Below are 21,687 nucleotides of genomic sequence, written 5' to 3'. Positions count from 1 at the left end.
CACCCGGCATGGACCCTCGGCGGTCGTGCGGGCCGGTGCGGGGCGGCGCCGTCGGCACGTCCTGCAAGACTCGCCGCTATGCCGATGAGCTCGACCGAGGGCAAGAACTGGACCCGCGCGCGCGTCGCCGACCTCGCGGCGACGGGGCCGCTGACCGTCCTCGACGTCGGCCCGGGCGTCGGCACGTACGCGAAGCTGCTGGCCGGGCTGCCGATCACGAGCATCGTCGGGCTGGAGGTGTGGGAGCCGTACGTGTCGACGTACCACCTGCACGACCTCTATGACGAGATCGTGATCGGTGACGTGCGCGACGCGCCGCTGCCGCCGGTCGATGTCGTCGTGCTGGGCGACGTTCTCGAACACATGAGCCGCGCCGATGCCGTTCGGGTCTGGGAGCGCTGCGCACAGACGGCTGCGCGCGCGGTGTACCTGTCGCTGCCGATCGTGCACTACCCGCAGCACGCGATCGAGGGCAATCCGTTCGAGGTGCACGTCGAGGAGGACTGGTCGCACGACACCGTGCTGGCCACCTTCGAGGGGATCGGCGCGTACGAGACCGGCGACGTGGTCGGCGTCTACGAAAGGCTGACCGGCGGGTCCTGAGTCGGGAGTGCCGGTTCGGATTGCACGGGGAACGTCCGGTCGTGCCGGCCGAACCACCGGTCCGCAAGCTTCTCGGCGTCATCGTCTCGGGCCCACCGCGCGCTGCGGGCGAGCGACCGCGCGGCCCGCAGGGTCAGCGCGGGCGTGTCCAGCCGGCCGTGCCGCTCGGCGAGTTCGGCGAGCTCGGGCAGCGCGCCGAGGTCAGCCGGGGCGCGCAACTCGCCGTGGCACCAGGCACGGGCGAGCACGTCCGCCGGCGGTTCGCCCAGCTCTGCGCGCGCGGGCGGCGGTCCGTCGACGGCTGCGAACCACACGGCGCAGTCGGTGCCGGCGAGCGAATCGAGGACGTCGCAGGCCTGGCCGGCGCTCATCCGGGCGGCCCGCAGCACCACGGACGGGTAGCGCCGCGGCCCGGTCCACCCGCGCTCGTCCGGGTCGGGCAGCAGGTCGGCGAGCGCCGCGGTCTCGCGCAGCTTGTCCTGGGCACGCTGCGCCGCGGTGTGCCGCTGCGCCCAGTCCGGACCGTCGTGCCACGCGACGGCGGCCGGGATGTGCGCGAACACCGCGCCGGCGTTGCGCGCCCGGTGCGCGAACTCCCAGTCCTCGCCGCCGTAGCCGACGAAGCGCTCGTCGAAGCCGCCGACCTCGGCGAACAGCCGCGCACTCGTCGCGAGAACGGCGCTGATGACGAACCGGTAGGAGCGCCGGTCGGCGTCGAGCAGATCCGCAGAGTCGCGGTAGGCGTCGCGCAGCCAGCTCGGCTCGTCGAGTTCGGGTAGCGCGACCCGGCCGGCGAACCAGTCCGCGAGCCCCTCGGGTGGCAGGCCGGCGAGGTCGACATGTCGGCGCCGACCGGCCGCGACGACGTCGGGACACACCGCGGGAAGTCGCGCGATCTCGGCCAGGAAGCCGGGTTCGGGGACGGTGTCGCAGTCGAGGAAGACCAGTACGTCGCCGTGCGCTGCCGCGGCGCCGAGATTGCGCGCGCGGGCGGCGCGGAATCCCTCGTCCGGTTGCGCCAGCACCTGTACCGGGAGCGCGCCGGCGGCTCCGACGTCCGGCGGCGTCGCCGAACCGTCGTCGACCACCACGACCTCGATGGCCGCGGCCGGGTGCGTCTGCTGCGTCAGCGCGCTGAGCACGAGATCGAGGTCGTGCTGGGCCTCGAAGTACGGGATCACGACGCTCACCGAGGGTGTCCCGCGCGCCGCGCAGGGCACCGCCGCCAGCAGGTCCCAGCGGTTGCCCGGCACCACCCAGCCGTCGTCGACGCCGACGGCACGCGGCGGCACGCAGCTGTCGAAGTGCTGCAGGTAGTCGGCTGCGACGGCCTGCAGCCCCGGCCCGATCCGGGCGTCCGCGGCGAGTCGGGTCCGCTGCGGATCGGCGAGCGCTCGCTCGACCGCTTCGGCTAGATCACGCGGGTCGTCGGGGTCGTAGAGCTCGACCGCTCCCGGCCGCTCGCGCGCGATCTCCCGGCCGTACGGACCCTGCGGGACGAGCGGGCGGCGGCCGTGCGCCAGCCAGGTGTTGATCGACGCCGAGGCGGTGACCCGCCGGTTCGGCGCGACCGGCACCGCCACGTCCGCGAGGTAGGCGCCCAGCTCGTCGTCGGGTACGTAGCCGGTCAGCTGCCAGCGCGGCCCGGCGCGGTCCGCGTAATGCTGCGCGAGGTCGGCGTGCCCGTCCGACGCGCGGCCGAGCGCGGTCAGCACGGCGTGCGGCGGCAGTGCCGCGAGCACGTCGTCGTAGCCGCGGTCGGGGTAGACGAAGCCGAGCACGGCAACACTGCGCGCCGGCAGCGGCGAGCTGCCGGCGCGGGCCGGGGTGGCGCGCTCGACGGGCAGCCGGATGCGGCGCAGTGAGTGGACGGAGCCGGCGTCGTCCTGCATCAGGCCGAGCTCGACGCCGCTGTTGACGACCACGCCCCGAGCCAGTGACATCACCTGCCGGTACAACTCGCGGCGGCGCAGCTGCAACGGGCTGCCGTCGTGCGGGACGTCGTGCAGCGTCACCGACAGCGCCGCGCCGCACCGCGCGACGAGCTGCGCCACCCACTCGAGTGCTGCACCCGCCGCGTCGACGTCCGGCCCGAACAACCGGTCGGTGAACGGCACGTGCACGACGTCGCAGGCGAGCAGGGCGGGCAGCGCTTCGGGGTATGGCACGTGCACCGACCGATGGCCGCACGCATCCGCGATCTCCCGGCCGTGCCGCACCACGCCGTGCTCGGCCGGCCCCACCAGCAGGTGCACGACATCGCTCACCGGCCGCTGACCTGCCGGTAGACGGCGTCGTGCATAGCGCGGACGACGTCGCGTTCGGCTTCGCGCTGCTCCCGATCGGCCGGCCGCGCGGGCGGGCGCCGGCACACATGCCGCACCGCCGCTGCGAGCGAGTCCTGGTCCAGCCCGTGACGCTCGTTGCCGACGTAGGTGACCACGTCGTCCCACTGCCCCGCGTAGTGCCCGCAGTCGGGCGCGACGACGTGCGTGCCGAGATCACGGCCCAGCTCGACCCAGCCGGAGTGCGTGCCGAACCGGTACGGCAGCACCCACGCGTGCGCCGCCGCCACGTAGTCGACCAGCTCACGTGGCGACATGCGTCCGCGCACGTCGAGACGGACACCGAGATCGCGCAGGCCGGCGAGCTCGGGTCGGTCGAGCGCGTGCGGCTCGACCAGCACGCGCACGTCGTGCTTCCCGGCACCGCGGCCGACCGCGCGCACGACCTCGACCGGGTCCACGACGTTGGCGCGCAGTGCCTTCAGCGGCACGACGACGTGCCGCGGCGCTGTATCTGGTGCCGTCGGCGGAGTGTCCGGGATGTCCACGACGGTGGGGTGCGGCGCCACCTCGGGTCGGCGCCCGAAGCGTTCGGCGCACTCGCCGGCCGCGGCGGCGGTCAACGTCAGCACCTGCTGCGCGGCGGCGAAGAGCATGCGCAGGTGGGCGTCGTGCGGTTCGCGGTCGAGCTGGTGCGGGTTGCGCAGATCATGGACGGTGACGACGAGCGCGATGCCGAGCTCGTCGAGGCACGCGAGCCACGCGTGCAGCGCGTCGGCGGTGAGGTGCTCGTAGCCGAAGTGCAGGTGCACGACGTCGATCGCGTGCGCGTTCGCCCGCAGCACGTCCGGCTCGAGCAGGGGGTCCGGCGTCCAGCCGGTGACGCGCTCGCGCAGCGTTCGGTCGACGGTGCCGGGGACGACGGCGTCGAGGTACTCGTGCCAGGCCGGGACGGTGACCACGCGCACCGGGTCTGCCCGGCGTGGCAGGTCGCCCGCCGCACCCAGCAGGCCGCGGTCGCGGAAGCCGGCGAGCCAGCCGCCCATCGGCAGCGTCGAGTGCCGGCGGGCGTAGACGTGACTGTTGCGCACGATGTCGTCGAGGTGTGCGACCGGCGGGTCGGCGGCGGGGTGGTGCTGGTGGAACGCGTCGGCACCGCCGGCCATCAGCAGCGGCACACCGTGCGTGTCGGCGGTGACGGCGAAGTCGGTGTCCTCGCCGCCGTAGCCGACGTAGCCCTCGTAGAAGCCGCCGGTCGCGAGCCAGGTCGGCGCGGCGACGGCGAACGACAACGACCAGAACAGCTGCGCCGCCAGGTCGATCAGGACGCCGTCGGCCGGGTCGGGTCGCGCCTCGTGCGGGTTGCGCGCCGACGCCAGACGCTCGTGCGTCCACGCGAGCGTGCTCTGCGGGAGGTAGGTCACCGGTCCGCTGATCACGGCGTCCGGCCGGGCCGTGACGGCATCGCGGTAGCGGCCGAGCAGGTCCGGGGCGGGAATGCAGTCGACGTCGAGGAAGACGAGCAGCTCGGCGTCGTGCTGCAGCGCCGTGCCCGCGCCCCGGTTGCGCGCTGCGGCGACCGGCAGACCGCCTGCTGTCGTCGGCATCTGCACGACGACGGTCGGCACCTCGGCCTCTGCGGCGCAGACGTCGACCACCGCGGGGTCGTCGACGGCGACGACGACATGCAGGTCGGGCGCGGGGTCGCACGCGGCGAGGAATGCGCGTTGCACGCGCAGGTGCTCGTGCCGCCCGGCGACCACCGTGACGACCGCGGTCCTCATCGCCGGTCCAGCACCGGTTCGCCCGGCAGCGGGGCGCACACTGCATCGACCATCCGCGCCATCCCGCGGCCGTCGTTCCAGGCGCGCCAGCGCTGGCCGTCACCGGCTGCAGCATCGGCGAGGACCCCCGGCCACGCGTCCGCGTCCGGCCACCGAGTGCACACCGTCGCCAGGCCCGCGCGCTGCAACGCCGCCGCGGTGAGCTCCTGCTCCGCGAACGGCCGCGGCTGGGGCAACACGACACATGGCCGCCGCGCGGCCGCCACCTCGCCCAGCGCGCCGAGACCGCCGTGGGTCAGCACGACCTGCGCGGCGCACAGGTCGGCCCATACGTCGTCGCTCCAGCCGAAGCCCTCACCCAGCACCCGGCACTCCCGGCCGGTCACGCGTTCGAGTTCGGCGACCCGGTCGAGCGTGACCTCGGCGCCACCGGAGCCGAGCAACAGCAGGAGATCGCCGGCAGGTGCGTGGACGTCCGCTGGCGCGCGGTCGTCGAAGCGGGAGAACGCTCCCGTGTACACGGTCTTGTCCGCGTACGGGCGAAGGTGCGCGGCGTCGAGCACCTGTGCCGGCCAGGGCGCGACGATCCGCGACGCGAGCCGGTGCCCCAGCGCGTGCGCGTCGTCGGCACGCTCGCCGGGCAACGCGACGGCCACGACGGGCACGCCGGTCAACCGGACCAGTGCGGTGACCTCCACCGACACATCGACCACCACGGTGCGCGGGCGGGCGGTGGCCAGCCACTCGACGATGCAGTGCATGCGGGCGCGGTAGCCGCCCGAGCGCAGCGGCGACCAGTGCAGGGCACCGCCGGCCTGCGGGTCCGCGGCGTCGGGCAGGTGCGGATCGCCGGGCAGCCGGACCCATCCGGCGAACGGCGCCTTGTCCGCCGGCTCCGGCAACGAGGAGAGGACGACCACCGGCTCGGTGCACGCGGCGGCCAGCGCCTGTGCCCGCGACAAGTGACCGGTGCCGTGATGGTGGACGTAGTAGCCGATCACAGCTCGAGCATCTCGGTGAACGTGTCCTCGTAGCGGTCGACCATCGTCTCGACCGAGCAGTGCGCCTCCGCGCGGGCGCGCGCTGCCGCGCGGGGCAGGTGCGCGGCGTCATCCATCGCCTGCGCCAGGGCACCGACGTCGTCGTCGGCGACGAGTCGCGCGCAGGTCGCGTCCACCACGTCGGGAATGCCGCCGCGACCGAACGCGGCCACCGGCGTGCCGGACGCCAGCGCCTCGGCCACGACCAGACCGTAGGGCTCGTCCCAGACGGGCGTGACGACCGCGACGCACGAGTGGCTGACCAGCAGCGAGAGCATGTGCTGCGTGAGATGGCCGGCGTAGTCGACCTCACCCCCGAGCAGCGGACGTACTTCGGCGTCGAAGTAGTCCGGGTCGTCGATCGGGCCGGCGAGCGTGATCGGCAGGCCGGCCTTGCGCGCTGCGTGCACTGCGAGATGCGGCGCCTTCTCGGCGACGATGCGCCCGGTCCACACCGCGCCCGCGCCACCCGGGCCCTGCGGCCAGGCCTGCAGGTCGATGCCGTTCGAGATGACGTCGACCCGGCCGAGCAACGGAGCCCAGCGGTGCGCGGTGTGCGCGCTCACCGCGGCGAAGCGCGACGGCATGGACGGCGCGGACTGCACGGCCGACTCGAGCCAGGGTGTCGGCGGGGTGTGCAACGTCGTGAGCATCGGCGCCGCGGCGGTCGAGGACATCGCGAGCGGCAGGTAATGCAGGCTGTGGTTGTGCAGCACGTCGAAGCCGGAGGTGCCGCTCGCGAGTTCGAGCATCAGGCTCAGGTACGCGTGATGCTCCACCATCATCACCTCGGGCGGCATGGACACGTCCGAGCGCGAGTCCTGCGAAAGCCGTAACTCGCCGAGCCGCAGCTCATGTACGGGCAGGCGCGGGTCGCTGCCGGCCGGCGCGAACAACGTGACGTCGTGGCCACGCTCGAGCAACTTCGAGCACAACGACCAGAGGTGGGCGGTCAGGCCGCCGGCGAACGGTTGGGCGACGGGTGCCCGGCTGGGCCCGATCAGGGCGATACGGCGCGAAGGCATGAACGGCTTCTTCTCGGCGATCCGGAAGCGGCAGGCACCGGCGGCTCGATGCCGTGGACCGACACCACCTGTTGGATGCCGAACGCACGCACCTGCATCAAAGCAGAACCGTGCGACATGGGTCGGAAAACCCCAGAATGCGGGGGTATTCGGCGCAGCGGTAACACGCTGCGTTAGTTTTCGTAACTTTGCGTAACCATCGGCACATGTGCTCGTTGACCCCTCTGTCCGGAGTGTTTGGCAGTCGCAAACCTGGGTGTGGGCCTTGGACACGAAGTACGCCGCATGCGCGTGCGCCGCGAACCGCGAGTTCGCTGCGCCGGCCCGGCCTGCTGCCCACCCCGTCATCCGTCGGTTGATCGTCCTGGCGGGCCTCGGCGTCGGGTTCTGGCTGCTGACCTGCCTGCTGCACGCCGCGCCGGCGAGCGCGAGCACCGCACGGCCGGTCCACCCGCTCGCGGGAGTGGCTGCGCACCGGACGGCACAGCCGGTCACCGTGGTTGCCGAGGCGGTGCATCGCGCGCGCACGGAGGTCGCCGCACCCGCGCGCATCGTGCACGACGTGCACACCCGGCTGGCCGCCACGACGCACCGCGCGACCGGCCTCGTTCGCACGGTCGTCTCGCGCGGCTCTCGGGTGGTGCACCGGACCATCGGTCGGACCCCGGCAGCGGGCCGGCAGGTACTCGGGACGCGCACCTCGCCGGCTGCGGCGCCTTCCGTGGCTTCCGTGGCGTCGGTGGCTCAGCCTGCGCGGCACAGCGCGCGGTCCGCACACGTCGCCGCCGCCCGGGTGACGGCCGGACGGTCCTCGACCCTGGTGCGCGAGCAGCACACGACGGCCACGGCGCCGCACGCCACGAAGACGCGGGCGACCGCCGCGCACACCGCCGCGGCGCCGAACGCCGGCACCCCGCACGCCCCGCTTCCGCGAGCCCCCCACATGCCGGGTCAGCCCCTCGCGCCGGTGTCCGGCCGGACGACGCCGGAGCACTCCGGCGCAGCGCTGTTCCCCGCCGCGCAAACCCCCGTGCGCGTCGAACATGCACCCTTCTTCGCGGGCCCTCGCACGCCTGCCGGTGTGGCCGGCGACGAGCCCACGTTCTCACCTGACTAGGGGTCGGCCGGACCGTCACGACGACGGCAGCGCTCGACGGCACAGGTCGCCGGCCTGGCCGAACCCCCTGGAAAGAAGCGAGACAACTCATGAACATCTGGCTGAAGCGCGGCCTGCAGGTCGGGCTCTTCAGTGGTGGTCTGTGGTTGATCGGCACCGGCATAGCCAGCGCCGACACCACGCACGCGCCACAGCTGCACCGGGCCCCTGTGGTCCATGTCAGCGCACACGCGCCGGTGAAGGTGACCGGCAACAACGTCGACGTCCTCGGTCACCATGCATCGCCGCACGCCGACACCGACAAGTCCGGCGCAACGGCCGGCTCGTCGTCGGCACATCGCCGGTCGGACGTCAGTGCGTCCGTCGATGCGCCGGTGACGATCGCCAACAACAGCCTGTCGGTCGGCGGCAGGTCGGCGCACGCCGCGTCGGCGCCGTCCAGCGCGAAGCCCCGCACGCATTCGCGGTCGTCGGTCGCCGACATTCCGGTCACTGCGCCGGTGCGGGTGAGCGGTAACTCCGTCACGCTGCTGCAGCGGTCGGATTCGACGTCGAATGCCCCCGGTTCGACGTCGGATTCGCGCGATGCTGCATCGGCCGACGGCACGGGCACCGCGCAGGACGGCGGCAGCGCCGTCGAGGCGCCGGTCGACGCACCGGTCACGGTGTGCGGCAACAGCGTCGGCGTGGCCGGCACGGCGTCCGCGTCGTGCGCACCGGCTAGCACGAGTTCCGGCAGCAGCGGCTCCGGCAGCACTGCCGACGCTCCGGTCGACGCTCCGGTCACCGTCTGCGGCAACGGCGCCGCAGTGGCGGGCAACAGCACCGCGTCCTGCAGCAGCGGCAGCACCACCGACGCAGGCTCGGGAAGCGGCGGCAACGGCGGCACCACCGACGGCGGCAGCACCGTCAATGCACCAGTCACCGCGCCGGCGACCGTCTGCGGCAACGGCGCCGCAGTGGACGGCAACAGCAGCGCGTCCTGCACCAGTGGCCGCACCACCGGCACAGGCTCAGGCACCGGCTCGGGCGGCGGCAGCACCGGCAGCGGCAGCACCGTCGACGCACCTGTCACCGCGCCGGCGACCGTCTGCGGCAACGGAGTCGGCGCCCACGGGCCCCCCCCGGCCACCGGGGCAACCGCCCCCCCCCGCGCGGGCGGCGGGGGGGGGCGGGGGGGGGCGGGGGGCCCCCCCCGGCCCCCCCCCCTGACCGTCTGCGGCAACGCGGTCGGCGACGCCTCGGCGTCGTGCGACACCTCGGCACCGACCGGCGGCACGACACCGCCGGGCACCGTCACCGTTCCGGTCACGACGCCGGTCACCGTCTGCGGCAACGCGGTCGGCGACGGCTCCGCCTCGTGCGGCACCGGTACCGGCGCCAACCCGCCGGGTACCAACCCGCCCGGTACCAACCCGCCCGGCAACGGCGGTAGCGGCACCAGCCCGGGCTCGACCGGCAATGGAACCGCCGGCTTCACCCAGAGCCGGAGCTCGGCCGGGACCGCTGGATCGCACGGCGTGGACAGCGCCGATGAGCGGGCCCTGACGGGCTCACTGGCCTCGACCGGGGTCAGCGCCCTGGCGATGCTCCTGCTCGCCGCATTGCTGATGCTGCTCGGCAGCGCGCTGCTTCTCCTGCAGCGACGCCGCTGCGAGCAGGTCTGAGAAGCTGCCCGTTGCGGTTGCGGCAACCCCCCGCCGCCGTGACCGCAACGGGCTACTCACCCCGCCGGGCATGACCGGTCGTCGGCGTACGTTCCGTCCATGCAGACGGTGCGCACGCCGGACGACCGATTCGCCGAGCTCGAAGGCTTCGACCACGAACCGCACTACGTGGACGTTCCGACCGACGACGGCGTCGGAGAGACGCTGCGGATGGCATGGGTCGAGGCCGGCCCGGCGGACGGCGACATCGTGCTGCTGCTGCACGGCGAGCCGTCGTGGTCGTTCCTCTACCGCTCGATGCTCGGGCCGCTGGCCGACGCGGGGCTGCGCGCGATCGCGCCCGACCTCGTCGGCTTCGGCCGCTCGGACAAGCCGACGCGCATCGAGGACCACACCTACGCCCGGCACGTCGGCTGGGTGCAGGCGTTCGTCGAGGCGCTCGACCTGCGCGAGATCACGCTGGTGGGCCAGGACTGGGGTGGCCTGATCGGCTTGCGGCTGGCAGCCGAGCAGCCGCACCGGTTCGCGCGGATCGTCGCGGCGAACACCGGTCTGCCCACCGGCGACCACCCGATGCCCGACATCTGGCACCGCTTCCGCGTCGCCGTGCAGACCGCGCCGGAGCTCGACGTCGCGCGCTTCGTCGCGTCCGGCTGCGTGCGCGGTTTGGACGCGGCCGCCCGCACCGGCTACGACGCGCCGTTCCCGGACGAGACGTTCAAGGCCGGCCCGCGGGCGATGCCCGGGCTCGTGCCCTACGAGCCGGACAATCCGGCCAGCGACGCGAACCGCGCAGCCTGGCGGACACTCGCCGCATCGAGCACCCCGATGCTGCTGGCGTTCTCGGACAGCGACCCCATCACCGGTGCGATGGCGCCGATCCTCGAACGCGCCATGACCGGCGCGCACGGCCAGCCGCACCGCACCATCGCCGACGCGGGCCACTTCCTGCAGGAGGACGCCGGCGGCGAGCTGGCCGAGGCGATCATCGGCTTCGTCGCCGCGGCGCGTGGCGCGGAAAGTGCGTCCGAGCCCACCGGCTAGCCTGTCGCGCATGCTGCTGAGCGACCGCGACATCCGCGCGGAGGTCGACGCCGGCCGGCTCTCGGTGGCGCCCTGGGACGCCGCGCTCGTACAGCCCTCGAGCGTCGACGTGCGGCTCGACCGCTACTTCCGGGTTTTCAACAACAGCCGCTATACGCACATCGATCCGGCCGAGCAGCAGGACGACCTCACCACGCTCGTCGAGCCCGACGGCGACGACGCGTTCGTGCTGCACCCGGGCGAGTTCGTGCTCGGTTCCACGCTGGAGATCGTGACGCTGCCCGACGACCTCGCCGGGCGCCTCGAGGGGAAGTCCAGCCTCGGCCGACTCGGCCTGCTCACGCACTCGACCGCCGGCTTCATCGACCCGGGATTCGACGGCCACATCACGCTGGAGCTATCGAACGTCGCCAACCTGCCGATCACGCTGTGGCCGGGGATGAAGATCGGTCAGCTGTGCCTGTTCCGGCTCTCCAGCGCGGCCGAGCACCCGTACGGTTCGCCCGTCTACGGCTCGCGGTACCAGGGCCAGCGCGGCCCCACCCCGAGCCGTTCGCACCTCAACTTCCGCCGCTGGCCGACCCGCTGAAGCCAAGATCGAAGTATGGCCGTGGTCGAATATCGACCACGGCCATACTTTGATCTTGTGCTGTGGTGGACGGTAGGTCAGGCGACCTCGCGCAGCTTGCCGGTCCCGACGTCGAGGACGAAGCCGCGCACCGCGTCCTTGTGCGGCACGAACGGGCTTGCCTTGATCCGTGCGATGGACTGCCGCACGTCGTCGTCCAGGTCACCGAATGCCTCCGCGGCCCAGGACGGCTTGATGCCGGTGTCGTCCTCGATCGACTTCTTGAATTCGTCGTCGGTGAACGTGAGCATGCCGCAGTCGGTGTGGTGGATCAGCACGATCTCGGTCGTGCCCAGCAGCCGCTGGCTGATCGCGAGCGAGCGGATCTCGTCCTCGGTGATCACGCCGCCGGCGTTGCGGATGACGTGCGCGTCGCCCTCCTGCAGGCCCAGCGCGCCGTAGACGTTCAGCCGCGCGTCCATGCACGCCACGACGGCGACGTGCTTGGCCGGCGGCAGCGGCAGCGGACCGTCGAACTGCTCGGCGTACGCGGCGTTGTTGGACAGCAGCTCGTCGGTCGCGCTCATCGGGTTCTCCTATCAGATTGGTAGACAAACCCAGTCAAGCAGACGACGGGCGCACGGTCCACCGCACCAGGACACCGACTCGCCTGCGATGGCGCGGCTTGCGCGCAGACGACGACGGCGGGGCGGACCCGTTGGTCCGCCCCGCCGTCGCGGTCGATCGGTGTGTCAGCCGGTGAAGGCCCCGGTGCCGTTCGGCGTGCCGAGCCCGGTCGGGCCGTCCCAGCCGGTCCCTGCGGTGCACAGCGGTGCGCCGCAGGTGCCGTTCTTGCCCGACGTGACGTCGTTCAGGTTGCCGGGGTGCGCGTACGGGTCGGCGTTCGGGTAGCTGCCCGACGCCGGTGTGCCGGCCAACGCGTAGGTGCTCGCGATGATCGGCGCGGCCGCCGAGGTGCCGCCGTAGACGGCCCAGCCGCTGCCGCCGTAGGTCTGGTAGACCGCGACGCCGGTCGCCGGGTCGGCGACGGCCGAGACGTCGGCCTCCGCGCGCCGGCTGCAACCGGTGCTGATGCCGCTCTGGAACGACGGCTTGGCGAAGTAGGCCGAGCAGCCCGAACCGGTGCCCTCGGTGTAGCTCGTCGTGTTCCAGACCGTCTCGCTCCAGCCACGCGTCGTGCTGCTGCGCTTCAGGCTGGTGCCGCCGACCGCGGTCACGTGCGGCGAGGTCGCCGGGAACGAGCCACCGTCGTAGTCGGAGTCACCGGCGCTTGCGGTGATCGCCACGCCTGCGTGGTTGTAGTACGAGCTGTCCGCGGAGGTCACCGAGGAGTCCTCCGGGCCGCCGTAACTGTTCGACACGTACTTCGCACCGAGCTTCACGGCCTCGTTGACCGCGGTACCCAGGTTCGCCGTGGTCGGCGACTTCGCCTCGACCAGCAGGATGTGGCAGCCGGGGCAGATGGCCGACACCATGTCGACGTCGAGCGAGATCTCGCCCGACCAGCTCTGGTTGTTGCTCGGCAGCGACGTCGTGCTGCCGGTCTGGCTGACCTTCTTGAAGCACCCGTTGGCCGTGGTGCACGCCGGCAGGCCGTACTGCGAGCGGTACGTGCCCAGGTCGCTCTCGGCGTTCGGGTCGTTGTACGCATCCACGATCGCGACGGTGCCGCTCCCGCTGGCGGTCAGCTTGTAGGCGCTGCGCAGGTCGCTGGGCCCGTAGCCGGACGGGGTGGCGTTCGGCGTGACGGCGTTCGAGTGCAAGGCAGCCGGCTCGTTGGGGCTCACCTGTTTGATGGCGTAACAGGCGAGGCGGTGTGCCGTGGGCGCGCTGCAGACGCGTTCGGTCTTGGCGGCGGAGGCGGACGTCGACGAGGTCGACGCACCGGCCGTGGCCGCTGCGGAGAAGCCGACTGCGGTCGTCGCCGCTGCTGCGGTGAGGACGGCGAGCCGTCGCAATGCTGTGTGCACCTACGAACCTCCTGTGTGAGCGATCGGTGCACCGAAGCTAATCCTGCGAAGAGGCGTATAAACCGGTCATTACTGGCAGGCACCTGCACGTCAGGATGCTGCCAGTAATCGATTGTTACGGACGGTGATCATCCAGGATGGCTCGAGCCGCTGGCGAGGCGTAGAAGCCCACCAGTTGACGACGCACCAGATCGGCGAGCACACCCGCCTCGTCGAGGCGCGCGATGACGCCGGGCGCGAACCGCAACGCCTCCTCGACGAGGTCGTCGCGGTCGATACCGAATTCGCGCAGTAGCGCGTCGAGCGCGAACTCGCCGTAGGTGTCGAAGAAGTAGTCGATGCCGGTGTCGACGAGCGAGCGCAGGTAGTCGGTGCCGCGCAGGTCGAGCCACAGCTCGTAGCCGATGACGACGAGATCGACGAGGTCGTCCTGGTCGGTGCCGACGAGAACGTCGCGCATCCGCCGGTCGGCCACCTGGTCCCAGACGCCCAGCAGCGCTTCGGCGAGCTGGTCGTCGTCGATCGCATCGGCCGCGCTGTCGCGCCAGCGGGCCAGGATGATGACGGCGGTGCGCTCGGCGAGCTCGCGGCTGCGCTGATCCACCTCGCGCAACGCCCGGCCCGCCACCCGCTCACCCGCGGCCAGGGCGGCGGTCATACCCGGCATCCGCTGCAGCAGCGAACGGTTCGTGTTGACCGCCGTCGTCGCCATCGACAGCAGGTACTGCGCGAGCCACGCCTGCACGGCGGGGTTGTCCGCAATGCGCTCGGCGACCGCCTGTCGCAGGGAACGCAGCTCGGCGATCTTGGTGGCCGCAGCCCGGACGTGCCGGCGATCGATCACCGCGCCGAGTTCGACGTCCTGCGCCGGGTGCTCACTCAACGCCGCGGTGATCTCGCCCACGATCTCCGGGATCGCACCCGGCAACTCGAAGGTCGAGACATACTTCGCGGCGACCGCCTTCACCTGGTCGCGGTGCACGACGTCGTCGAGCGTGAGCCGTGCCGCATGGTCGAGCGCGTGGTCGACCTCCGCACCGACCAGCGTGCCGAACTGCGCGCCGCGCAGCCGCTCCAGTTGGTAGGCGACGTGCGCCTCGAGCAGGCGGTCCGCGGCGTCCATCGCGCCATTGTCGCGTGCCGTCCGCGCGGGCCCGACGGTGCGCTCGTTCGAGCGCGCCGTTGACGGGACCCGAGCGACTGGGAACGCTCGGCCGAGTGACCCGCTCCACCGACGGCGTGCAGCTGACGGCTGCCACGATGCCGACCGTCGGCCGTGGCGTCGCCGTGCCCGACTATCCCCGCGACCGCGCCGCGGCCAGTACCGCACACCTCGGCGTCGGCGGCTTCCACCGCGCCCACCAGGCGATGTATCACGACCGGCTGCTGCACGGCGGTGATCCGCAGGCCGGCATCGTCGGCGTCGGGGTGCTCAAGGCCGACCTCTCGATGCGCGATGCGCTGCGCCGACAGGACTGCCTCTACACGCTCGTCGCGAAACACCGCGACGGCACGCACGACGCGCGGGTGATCGGTTCGCTGGTCGACTACGTCTACGCGCCGGACGACGCGCAGGCATTGCTGGCGCTGCTGAGCGAACCGCGGATCCGGGTCGTCTCGCTGACCGTCACCGAGGGCGGTTACCTGGTCGACGGCAGCGGGGACTTCGCCGCCGGCGACGCGGGCGTGCGTCGCGACGTCGCAGCGGGCGAGTCCCCGACCAGCGCGTTCGGGCTGCTCATCGAAGCATTGCGGCGCCGTCGCGCGGCCGGCACCGCGCCGTTCACCGTGATGTCGTGCGACAACCTGCCGGGCAACGGGACACTGACCCGGCAGACGGTCACCTCCTTCGCCGCGCTGCGCGACGACGCCCTGGCCAGCTGGATCGAGCGCGAGACACGCTTCCCGAACTCGATGGTCGACCGCATCACGCCGGGGACCACGCACGACGACCGCGCCGACCTGCTCGACCGCTTCGGCGTGCGTGACCGATGGCCCGTCGTGTGCGAACCGTTCACGCAGTGGGTGCTCGAAGACGCGTTCGTCGGTGACCGCCCGGCATACGAGGACGTCGGCGTCCAGGTCGTCGACGACGTCGAGCCGTACGAGTTGATGAAGCTGCGCATGCTCAACGCGGGCCACCAGGCGCTCGGCTACCTCGGCGTACTGGCCGGGTTGACGTCGGTGTACGAGGCGGCCGATGACGAGCTGCTGCACGCATTCCTCGCGGGTTACCTGCGCGGCGAGGCCCGTCCCACGCTGCCGGAGGTGCCGGGTATCGACCTCGACGACTACGCAGCGACCCTGCTCGACCGCTTCGCCAATCCGCACGTCGGGGACACGTTGGCGCGACTGTGCGAGAACGGCTCGGACCGCATTCCGAAGTTCGTGCTGCCGGTGATCCGCGTGCAGCTCGAATCGGGCGGCGAGCTGCGCCGCGCGGCGACGGTCGTCGCGGCCTGGGCGCGCTACTGCGAGGGCACCGACGACCGCGGCGGGCAGATCGACATCGTCGACCGGCTCGCCGAACGGCTGCAACGCCTCGCCGTTCGGGACGACCCGCGAGCGTTCCTCGACCAACGCGACGTCTTCGGCGACCTCAGCCGCCAGCACCGCTTCGTGGACGCGTACGTCCGAGCACGCGAGTCCTTGCGCGAACACGGCGCGCGGACCACGCTCGCGCGACTCACGCAATCGATCTAGGTGGGCGAGCGAGCACCGGCGCTGCGCGACGGTCCGCAGCACTCAACGCAACCGGGCGGTGGTTGCACCGCGCGGCTCGCCCAACTCAGGTGAGCGTGTGCATCCAGCCGTGCGGGTCCGGCTGCGTGCCGGTCTGGATGCCGACGAGCCGGTCGCGCAGCGCGGTGGTCACCGGCCCCGCGCCGCCGGCTGCTCCGTCGCCCACCGAGAACGAGCCGTCGACGCCGCGCACCTCGCCGATGGGAGTCACCACGGCGGCCGTGCCGCAGCCGAACACCTCGGTGATGGCGCCGGACGCGCAGCCGTCGCGCCATTCCTCGACCGAGACCTTGCCTTCCTCCGCGGCGTAGCCGAGATCCTGCGCGACCTGCAGCAGCGCGTCGCGGGTGATGCCGGGCAGCAACGTGCCGGTGAGGGCGGGGGTGACGATGCGGGCGCCGGGCCCGCTGCCGTAGACGAAGCCGAGGTTGTTGCTGCCCATCTCCTCGACCCAGCGGTGCTCGGCGGCGTCGAGCCAGACCACCTGGTCGCAGCCCTGCTCGGCGGCCTGCGCAGTGGCCGCGAACGAGGCCGCGTAGTTGCCCCCGCACTTGACCTCGCCGGTGCCGCCGGGCGCGGCACGCGTGTAGTCGGTCGACAGCCACACCGTCACCGGCTTGACGCCGCCCTTGAAGTACGAGCCGGCCGGGGACGCGATCAGCAGGTAGGTGTACGCCTGCGACGGAGCGTTGACGCCGAGGCCGGTCTGCGTCGCGATCATGAACGGCCGCAGGTACAGCGACTTGTCGATCGTCTCCGGCACCCAGGACCGGTCGGCCTGCACCAACGCGGCCAGCGATTCGACGAACAGCTCGGTGGGCAGTTCGGCCATCGCCATCCGGCGCGCCGAGCGCTGCATCCGCGCGGCGTTGGCCTGCGGGCGGAACGCCGCCACCGAACCGTCCGGCTGGTGGTAGGCCTTGAGGCCCTCGAAGATCTCCTGGCCGTAGTGCAGGACCGCGCAGGCGGGGTCGATGGTCAGCGGACCGTATGGCACCACCTGGCCCTCGCCCCAGCCGGACGCCGCCGTCCAGTCGATACGCACCATGTGGTCGGTGAAGTGGGTTCCGAAACCGGGCTCAGCAAGGATCGCAGTGCGGTCGACGTCGGAGCGCAGATCGGTGTTGCGGGTCACTGCGAAGGCCATGGGCGGAATTCTAGGACGTCCGACCAACCGTGGCGGCGGCTTCCTCGGTACCGGCGCGGACGATGGCGACGAGCGCGTCGAGGTCGTCGACCGTCGCCGACAGCGCCACGGCCGGCAGCGATCTGGTGAGCATGTCGAGCAGGTCGTCGCGCTCGAGCGTGCGGGTCTGCACCCAGCGCACGACGCAGTCCTCGACGTAGGCGATCCACGCGTGCACGGCGAGCTTGCTGCGCTCGTCGAAGTCGAAGCCGAGCGCAGCGACGACGTCGATGGTGCGCTGCGCCATGGTGGCGCGGGTGTCGTCGGAGATGGCACGCAGCTGCGCGTCACCGCTGACCGCACCGCGGACCAGGGAGATGTAGTTGTCCGGGTTCTCGCCGACGTAATCGACGTAGGCGGCCAGCGAGGCGCGTAACGCAGCGACCGGCTGCAGCGAGCGGTCCGGCTCGGTGCGGCGGATCATCTCGGCCGCGGCCGCCCGCGCCACCTCGACGTGGAATTCCTGCTTGGACGCGAAGTAGTGGAACAGCAGGCCGCGCGAGATGCCCGCCGTCTGTGCGATCAGCTCGACGGACAGCTCGTCCAGCCGTCGGGTGGCCAGCATCTCGACACCCAGCTCGATCAGCTGGGCACGGCGCTGCTCGGGGTCCAGCCGGGTGCGCTTGGTGCCCGTCACCCGGCCAGCCTAAACCCCTATTGAATGTGAGCCAACTAGCTATTGACTCACGTTCAATGCCATGGCTACGGTGCTTCCATGACGCGTACCGCCCGTCGCCCGGCCCGCGCCGACGGCACTGCCGCCCGCCGCCGGCACGTCCAGGTCCTGATCATCGGCAGCGGCTTCGCCGGGCTGGGCGCGGCCATCCGGCTCACCCAGGACGGCCGCGGGGATTTCCTGGTGATCGAGCGCGGCAGCGAGGTCGGCGGCACCTGGCGCGACAACACCTACCCCGGCGCCGCCTGCGACGTCCCCTCGCACCTGTACTCGTACTCCTTCGAGCTCAACCCCGAGTGGTCACGCTCGTTCTCCCCGCAGGCCGAGATCCAGGACTACCTGCGCAAGGTCGCTGCCAAGTACGACCTGACGCGCAAGCACCTGTTCGACACCGAGGTCACGCAGGCGCGCTGGGACGCTGCCACCAACCGCTGGCTCGTCGATACGACGAGCGGTGACTTCACCGCCGACGTCGTCGTCAGCGCAGTCGGCGCGCTCGCCGAGCCGCAGCTGCCCGAAATCCCGGGCATCGAGACGTTCACCGGCGAGCTGTTCCACTCGGCGCAGTGGAACCACGACGCCGACCTCGCCGGCAAGCGTGTCGCGTTGATCGGCACCGGCGCGTCGGCCATCCAGATCGGCCCGGCCATCACCGATCCGGGCGACGGCCGCGGCGTCGCGCACCTCGACGTCTATCAGCGCACAGCGCCCTGGGTCATGCCGCGCCACGACCGCGCCTACCCGCGGCTGGAGAGCCTGGCCTACAAGCGCGTACCGGGCCTGCAACGGCTGGCCCGCGAGGCGATCTACTGGGGGCGCGAGTTCTACATGGTCGGCTTCGGCTACCGGCCGGGTCTGCTCGGCGGTGTGCAGAAGATCGCCGAGCGCAACATCACCAAGGCCATCGACGATCCGCAGCTGCGCGCCGCCGTCACGCCCAACTGGCGGCTCGGCTGCAAGCGCATCCTGATCTCGAACACCTGGTACCCGATGCTGGCGCGCGACAACGTCGACCTCGTCACCGACGGCATCGCCGAGATCCGCGGCAATGCGATCGTCGGCAACGACGGCACCGAGCGCGAGGTCGACGCGATCGTCGTCGCCACCGGCTTCCACGTCACCGACTCGCCGACCTACCAACGCATCATCGGGGCGGACGGCCGGTCGATGGCGCAGGTCTTCGACGACGAGGGCATGCAGGCCTACAAGGGCGCGTCGGTAGCCGGCTTCCCGAACCTGCTGATGATCGTCGGCCCGAACACCGGGCTCGGCCACACGTCGATGGTCTACATGATCGAATCGCACCTGAACTACCTGTCCAGTGCGCTCGAGGCGAAGGACCGCCGCGAGATGGAGACCTTCGACGTCAAGCGCGACGTCCAGCACGCGTTCAACGCCGACCTGCAGCAACGCATGAAGCAGACCATCTGGACCACCGGCGGATGCTCGAGCTGGTACCTCGACAAGCACGGCAACAACACCACGCTGTGGCCGCGGTTCACCTTCGCGTTTCGCAGGCAGACCCGGCACTTCGACGTCGCCGACTACGCCGTCACCACTGCGTCGCCGGACACCACCACCCGCCCGAACGAGGAGCACGCGCTGTCATGACCGAGCTGAAGAATAAGGTCGTCGTCATCACCGGAGCGGGGTCGGGCATCGGCCGCGCACTCGCCCAGGACTTCGCCCGCAGCGGCGCGAAGCTCGCACTCAGCGATGTCGACGCGACCGGTCTCGCGCAGACGGTGAAGCAGGTGCGGCTGATCGGCGCGCCCGTGCACCACACCAGCCTCGACGTCACCGACCGCGCCGCGGTGCTCGCCTACGCGGACGAGGTCGTCGCCGAATACGGCGTCGTCAACGTGATCGTCAACAACGCCGGCATCGCGTTCACCGGTGACATCGAGAAGATGAGCTTCGACCAGATCGAGCGCGTGATGGCCGTCGACTTCTGGGGCGTCGTCCACGGCACGAAGGCGTTCCTGCCGCACCTGATCGCGTCCGGTGACGGGCACGTCGTGAACATCTCGTCGCTGTTCGGGCTGCTGTCCATGCCCAGCCAGAGCGCGTACAACGCCGCCAAGTTCGCGGTGCGCGGATTCACCGAGTCGCTGCGCGAGGAGATGCTGATCGCCGGGCACCCGGTGCAGGTCACCTGCGTGCACCCGGGCGGCATCAAGACCGCGATCGCGCGCAACGCCGGCGTCGTCGACGGCGAGGACCAGAAGTCGCTGGCCGAGTTCTTCGACGCCAAGCTCGCGAAGATGACGCCCGAGGACGCCGCCAAGGTCATCCGCCGGGCGGTGATCCGCAACCGGCCGCGGGTGCTCGTCGGCTGGGACGCCAAGGCGCTGCACCTGCTCGTGCGGGTGACCGGTGCCGGCTACGAGCGGCTCGTCGCGTTGGCCGCCGGACGGATGGTGCCGAAGACGGTGCCGGCCGCGGCGGCGCACGCCGAGGCCGACACCGGCCAGACGACGGCCGCCTCCCGCGCCTCCGCCTAACCCAGGTCCCGTTCCGCTTCTTGCATGCCGAACTGACCACTTTTCGGCCCCCAATGTGGTCGTCTCGAGCCGGGTGTTCCACGTCGTGATCGTTTTGGGCCGGTTCGCGGCGATGTGGGTGGCGCACTCGCAAGACGATCACCTCGCGCGCGTGCACCCGAGCGCAACCGCCAGGCAGGATGTCGACCATGACCTCGTCCGGCGCCCCGCGGCGCCTGCCCGACATCTCGTCCCGCGCCTTCGAGCATCCCGCCGACCGCACCGCGCTCACCGCGATGCGCTCCGTGCCCGGCTTCGACCAACTGATCCGGGCGGCGTCGAGCATGCTGCGCGAACGGCAGTACCGCCTGGTGTACCTGTCGTCGGCGGTGCGCGTCGGTGAACGGCAGTTCCCCGACCTGCACGAGCTGATCGGCGACGTCTGCGACGTACTCGACGCGCCGGTGCGCCCCGAGGTCTACGTCTACAACGATCCCGAGCCGAACGCGATGACACTCGGCATCGACCGCCCGTTCATCGCGATCAGCAGCGGGCAGTACGAGCTCAACGACCACGACGAGCGGCGCTTCGTGCTGGGCCACGAGATCGGCCACGCGATGTCCGGGCACGCGCTGTACCAGTCACTGCTGCAACACCTGCTGAACCTGATCGGCGCGTTCGGCTGGCTGCCCGGCGGCGCGCTCGGCATGCGCGCGATCGTGGCGGCGCTGCGCGAGTGGCAGCGCAAGGCGGAGCTGTCCGGCGACCGCGCCGGGTTGCTCGCCACGCAGGACCTCGACGCCGCGTTGCGCGCGCACATGAAGATGGCCGGCGGCGCGCATTTGGACCGCATCGACCCCGGCGCGTTCCTCGAACAGGCCGCCGAGTACGAGTCCAGCGGTGACCTGCGCGACGGTGTGCTGAAGCTGCTGAACACAGAGCGCACGACGCATCCGTTCGCGGTCGTGCGGGCCGCCGAGCTGACGCGCTGGGCGGCGAGCGAGGAGTACCGCGCCATCGTCGAGGACGGCGTGTACCCGCGCCGCGCGGACGATCAGAGCGCGAACTTCGGCGACACCGCCCGGGAGGCGGCACGCACCTACCGGCGCCGCATCGACGAGTCGACCGATCCGCTCGTCACCACGGTGCGCAACGTGGGGACGTCCGTCGGAAGCGCGGTAGGCAACACCGCTGCGAGCGTGCAGGACTGGTTCGCGCGGCGCGGTCAGCCGAACGACCGGCCGAGTGAGCAGCCGCCGTCGGACACGTCACGACCCGACGGCCCGGCGAGCGGCAGCACGGACGACATCTTCGAGTGGTTCGAGCGCACCCGCCGCACCGACGACCCGCCACAGGACCCGCCGCCGCGCCCAACCTGACGTCCAACCCCACGTCGAACCTGCGCCTTCCCACCCGAGGTGGTCGCGATTTCGCGCCGTTCCGCGACCATCCCGGGTGGGAAGGCGCAAATGGGAC

The 21,687-nt window shown here is 71.8% G+C and carries 18 protein-coding genes; 9 read left to right on the top strand and 9 right to left on the bottom strand.

Features of this window, described 5'->3' with window-relative positions; genetic code table 11:
• Positions 1 to 84: 84 nt before the first annotated feature.
• The gene (locus tag ACFFCN_RS12540; protein ID WP_375492071.1) at positions 85 to 603 is read left to right on the top strand and encodes a methyltransferase domain-containing protein; all 519 of its coding nucleotides are present in this window, start codon (positions 85 to 87) and stop codon (positions 601 to 603) included.
• Here ACFFCN_RS12540 and ACFFCN_RS12535 read toward each other — a convergent pair.
• The 4 genes from ACFFCN_RS12535 to ACFFCN_RS12520 are packed head-to-tail and all read right to left on the bottom strand — an operon-like array spanning position 576 to position 6,737.
• Positions 576 to 2,870 carry a glycosyltransferase gene (locus tag ACFFCN_RS12535; protein ID WP_375492069.1) on the bottom strand — a complete coding sequence of 765 codons (2,295 nt, stop codon included), beginning with the start codon at positions 2,868 to 2,870 and terminating at the stop codon, positions 576 to 578. The two genes, ACFFCN_RS12540 and ACFFCN_RS12535, sit on opposite strands and share 28 nt — an antisense overlap.
• The gene (locus tag ACFFCN_RS12530) at positions 2,867 to 4,672 is read right to left on the bottom strand and encodes a glycosyltransferase (protein WP_375492068.1); all 1,806 of its coding nucleotides are present in this window, start codon (positions 4,670 to 4,672) and stop codon (positions 2,867 to 2,869) included. Before ACFFCN_RS12530 ends, ACFFCN_RS12535 begins: the two co-directional genes overlap by 4 nt.
• Positions 4,669 to 5,673, bottom strand: coding sequence for a hypothetical protein (locus tag ACFFCN_RS12525; protein ID WP_375492066.1), 1,005 nt, complete (start codon positions 5,671 to 5,673; stop codon positions 4,669 to 4,671). The genes ACFFCN_RS12530 and ACFFCN_RS12525 overlap by 4 nt, the downstream gene beginning before the upstream one ends.
• Complete coding sequence (locus ACFFCN_RS12520) at positions 5,670 to 6,737, bottom strand: glycosyltransferase (RefSeq protein WP_375492064.1); 1,068 nt, start codon at positions 6,735 to 6,737, stop codon at positions 5,670 to 5,672. The genes ACFFCN_RS12525 and ACFFCN_RS12520 overlap by 4 nt, the downstream gene beginning before the upstream one ends.
• Positions 6,738 to 7,002: 265 nt before the next feature.
• Here ACFFCN_RS12520 and ACFFCN_RS12515 point away from each other — a divergent pair, with 265 nt between their 5' ends.
• The 4 genes from ACFFCN_RS12515 (at position 7,003) to dcd (ending at position 11,154) form a co-directional block, all read left to right on the top strand.
• Positions 7,003 to 7,854 (top strand): hypothetical protein, encoded by an 852-nt coding sequence (locus tag ACFFCN_RS12515; RefSeq protein ID WP_375492063.1) that lies wholly within the window; start codon positions 7,003 to 7,005, stop codon positions 7,852 to 7,854.
• Positions 7,855 to 7,943: 89 nt separating this feature from the next.
• The gene (locus tag ACFFCN_RS12510) at positions 7,944 to 9,521 is read left to right on the top strand and encodes a hypothetical protein (RefSeq protein WP_375492062.1); all 1,578 of its coding nucleotides are present in this window, start codon (positions 7,944 to 7,946) and stop codon (positions 9,519 to 9,521) included.
• 99 nt (positions 9,522 to 9,620) lie between these two features.
• Positions 9,621 to 10,565 (top strand): haloalkane dehalogenase, encoded by a 945-nt coding sequence (locus tag ACFFCN_RS12505; RefSeq protein WP_375492061.1) that lies wholly within the window; start codon positions 9,621 to 9,623, stop codon positions 10,563 to 10,565.
• Between the two features lie 10 nt (positions 10,566 to 10,575).
• Positions 10,576 to 11,154 carry a dCTP deaminase gene (gene dcd / locus ACFFCN_RS12500; RefSeq protein ID WP_375492059.1) on the top strand — a complete coding sequence of 193 codons (579 nt, stop codon included), beginning with the start codon at positions 10,576 to 10,578 and terminating at the stop codon, positions 11,152 to 11,154.
• A gap of 77 nt (positions 11,155 to 11,231) precedes the next feature.
• Here dcd and ACFFCN_RS12495 read toward each other — a convergent pair whose 3' ends face one another.
• The 3 genes from ACFFCN_RS12495 to ACFFCN_RS12485 all read right to left on the bottom strand — a co-directional run bounded on the left by ACFFCN_RS12495 (position 11,232) and on the right by ACFFCN_RS12485 (position 14,247).
• Complete coding sequence (locus ACFFCN_RS12495; protein WP_375492057.1) at positions 11,232 to 11,720, bottom strand: beta-class carbonic anhydrase; 489 nt, start codon at positions 11,718 to 11,720, stop codon at positions 11,232 to 11,234.
• Between the two features lie 165 nt (positions 11,721 to 11,885).
• Positions 11,886 to 13,124 carry a peptidase S8 gene (locus tag ACFFCN_RS12490; protein ID WP_375492055.1) on the bottom strand — a complete coding sequence of 413 codons (1,239 nt, stop codon included), beginning with the start codon at positions 13,122 to 13,124 and terminating at the stop codon, positions 11,886 to 11,888.
• Between the two features lie 115 nt (positions 13,125 to 13,239).
• Positions 13,240 to 14,247: a hypothetical protein gene (locus ACFFCN_RS12485; RefSeq protein ID WP_375492054.1), complete on the bottom strand. Its 1,008-nt coding sequence runs from the start codon at positions 14,245 to 14,247 to the stop codon at positions 13,240 to 13,242.
• Between the two features lie 95 nt (positions 14,248 to 14,342).
• Here ACFFCN_RS12485 and ACFFCN_RS12480 point away from each other — a divergent pair, with 95 nt between their 5' ends.
• Complete coding sequence (locus ACFFCN_RS12480) at positions 14,343 to 15,827, top strand: mannitol dehydrogenase family protein (protein ID WP_375492053.1); 1,485 nt, start codon at positions 14,343 to 14,345, stop codon at positions 15,825 to 15,827.
• An 85-nt stretch (positions 15,828 to 15,912) separates the two neighbouring features.
• On the opposite strand, the gene ACFFCN_RS12475 is transcribed toward ACFFCN_RS12480, so the two are convergent.
• The gene (locus ACFFCN_RS12475) at positions 15,913 to 17,013 is read right to left on the bottom strand and encodes a branched-chain amino acid aminotransferase (RefSeq protein WP_375492052.1); all 1,101 of its coding nucleotides are present in this window, start codon (positions 17,011 to 17,013) and stop codon (positions 15,913 to 15,915) included.
• A gap of 10 nt (positions 17,014 to 17,023) precedes the next feature.
• On the bottom strand, positions 17,024 to 17,689 hold the full coding sequence (locus ACFFCN_RS12470) for a TetR/AcrR family transcriptional regulator (RefSeq protein WP_375492051.1): 666 nt from the start codon (positions 17,687 to 17,689) through the stop codon (positions 17,024 to 17,026).
• 78 nt (positions 17,690 to 17,767) lie between these two features.
• Here ACFFCN_RS12470 and ACFFCN_RS12465 point away from each other — a divergent pair, with 78 nt between their 5' ends.
• The 3 genes from ACFFCN_RS12465 (at position 17,768) to ACFFCN_RS12455 (ending at position 21,590) form a co-directional block, all read left to right on the top strand.
• Positions 17,768 to 19,339 (top strand): flavin-containing monooxygenase, encoded by a 1,572-nt coding sequence (locus ACFFCN_RS12465; RefSeq protein WP_375492050.1) that lies wholly within the window; start codon positions 17,768 to 17,770, stop codon positions 19,337 to 19,339.
• Positions 19,336 to 20,232: an SDR family NAD(P)-dependent oxidoreductase gene (locus ACFFCN_RS12460; RefSeq protein WP_375492048.1), complete on the top strand. Its 897-nt coding sequence runs from the start codon at positions 19,336 to 19,338 to the stop codon at positions 20,230 to 20,232. Before ACFFCN_RS12465 ends, ACFFCN_RS12460 begins: the two co-directional genes overlap by 4 nt.
• A gap of 179 nt (positions 20,233 to 20,411) precedes the next feature.
• Entirely contained in the window at positions 20,412 to 21,590 is a 1,179-nt protein-coding gene (locus ACFFCN_RS12455) for a M48 family metallopeptidase (protein WP_375492046.1), read from the top strand.
• Positions 21,591 to 21,687: the final 97 nt, after the last annotated feature.

The organism is uncultured Jatrophihabitans sp. (assembly GCF_964246335.1).
Lineage (GTDB): Bacteria > Actinomycetota > Actinomycetes > Mycobacteriales > Jatrophihabitantaceae > Jatrophihabitans.
Note: the sequence above shows the minus strand (reverse complement) of the source record. Positions and strands in the feature narration are given on the sequence as shown.

Excerpts from the sequence above, each read along its gene's own strand:
- ACFFCN_RS12495 (WP_375492057.1), bottom strand. The coding sequence starts at position 11,720 with ATGAGCGCGACCGACGAGCTGCTGTCCAACAACGCCGCGTACGCCGAG.
- ACFFCN_RS12540 (WP_375492071.1), top strand. The coding sequence starts at position 85 with ATGAGCTCGACCGAGGGCAAGAACTGGACCCGCGCGCGCGTCGCCGAC.
- ACFFCN_RS12475 (WP_375492052.1), bottom strand. The coding sequence starts at position 17,013 with ATGGCCTTCGCAGTGACCCGCAACACCGATCTGCGCTCCGACGTCGAC.
- ACFFCN_RS12530 (WP_375492068.1), bottom strand. The coding sequence starts at position 4,672 with ATGAGGACCGCGGTCGTCACGGTGGTCGCCGGGCGGCACGAGCACCTG.
- dcd (WP_375492059.1), top strand. The coding sequence starts at position 10,576 with ATGCTGCTGAGCGACCGCGACATCCGCGCGGAGGTCGACGCCGGCCGG.
- ACFFCN_RS12460 (WP_375492048.1), top strand. The coding sequence starts at position 19,336 with ATGACCGAGCTGAAGAATAAGGTCGTCGTCATCACCGGAGCGGGGTCG.
- ACFFCN_RS12455 (WP_375492046.1), top strand. The coding sequence starts at position 20,412 with ATGTCGACCATGACCTCGTCCGGCGCCCCGCGGCGCCTGCCCGACATC.
- ACFFCN_RS12505 (WP_375492061.1), top strand. The coding sequence starts at position 9,621 with ATGCAGACGGTGCGCACGCCGGACGACCGATTCGCCGAGCTCGAAGGC.
- ACFFCN_RS12465 (WP_375492050.1), top strand. The coding sequence starts at position 17,768 with ATGACGCGTACCGCCCGTCGCCCGGCCCGCGCCGACGGCACTGCCGCC.
- ACFFCN_RS12520 (WP_375492064.1), bottom strand. The coding sequence starts at position 6,737 with ATGCCTTCGCGCCGTATCGCCCTGATCGGGCCCAGCCGGGCACCCGTC.
- ACFFCN_RS12485 (WP_375492054.1), bottom strand. The coding sequence starts at position 14,247 with ATGGACGCCGCGGACCGCCTGCTCGAGGCGCACGTCGCCTACCAACTG.
- ACFFCN_RS12510 (WP_375492062.1), top strand. The coding sequence starts at position 7,944 with ATGAACATCTGGCTGAAGCGCGGCCTGCAGGTCGGGCTCTTCAGTGGT.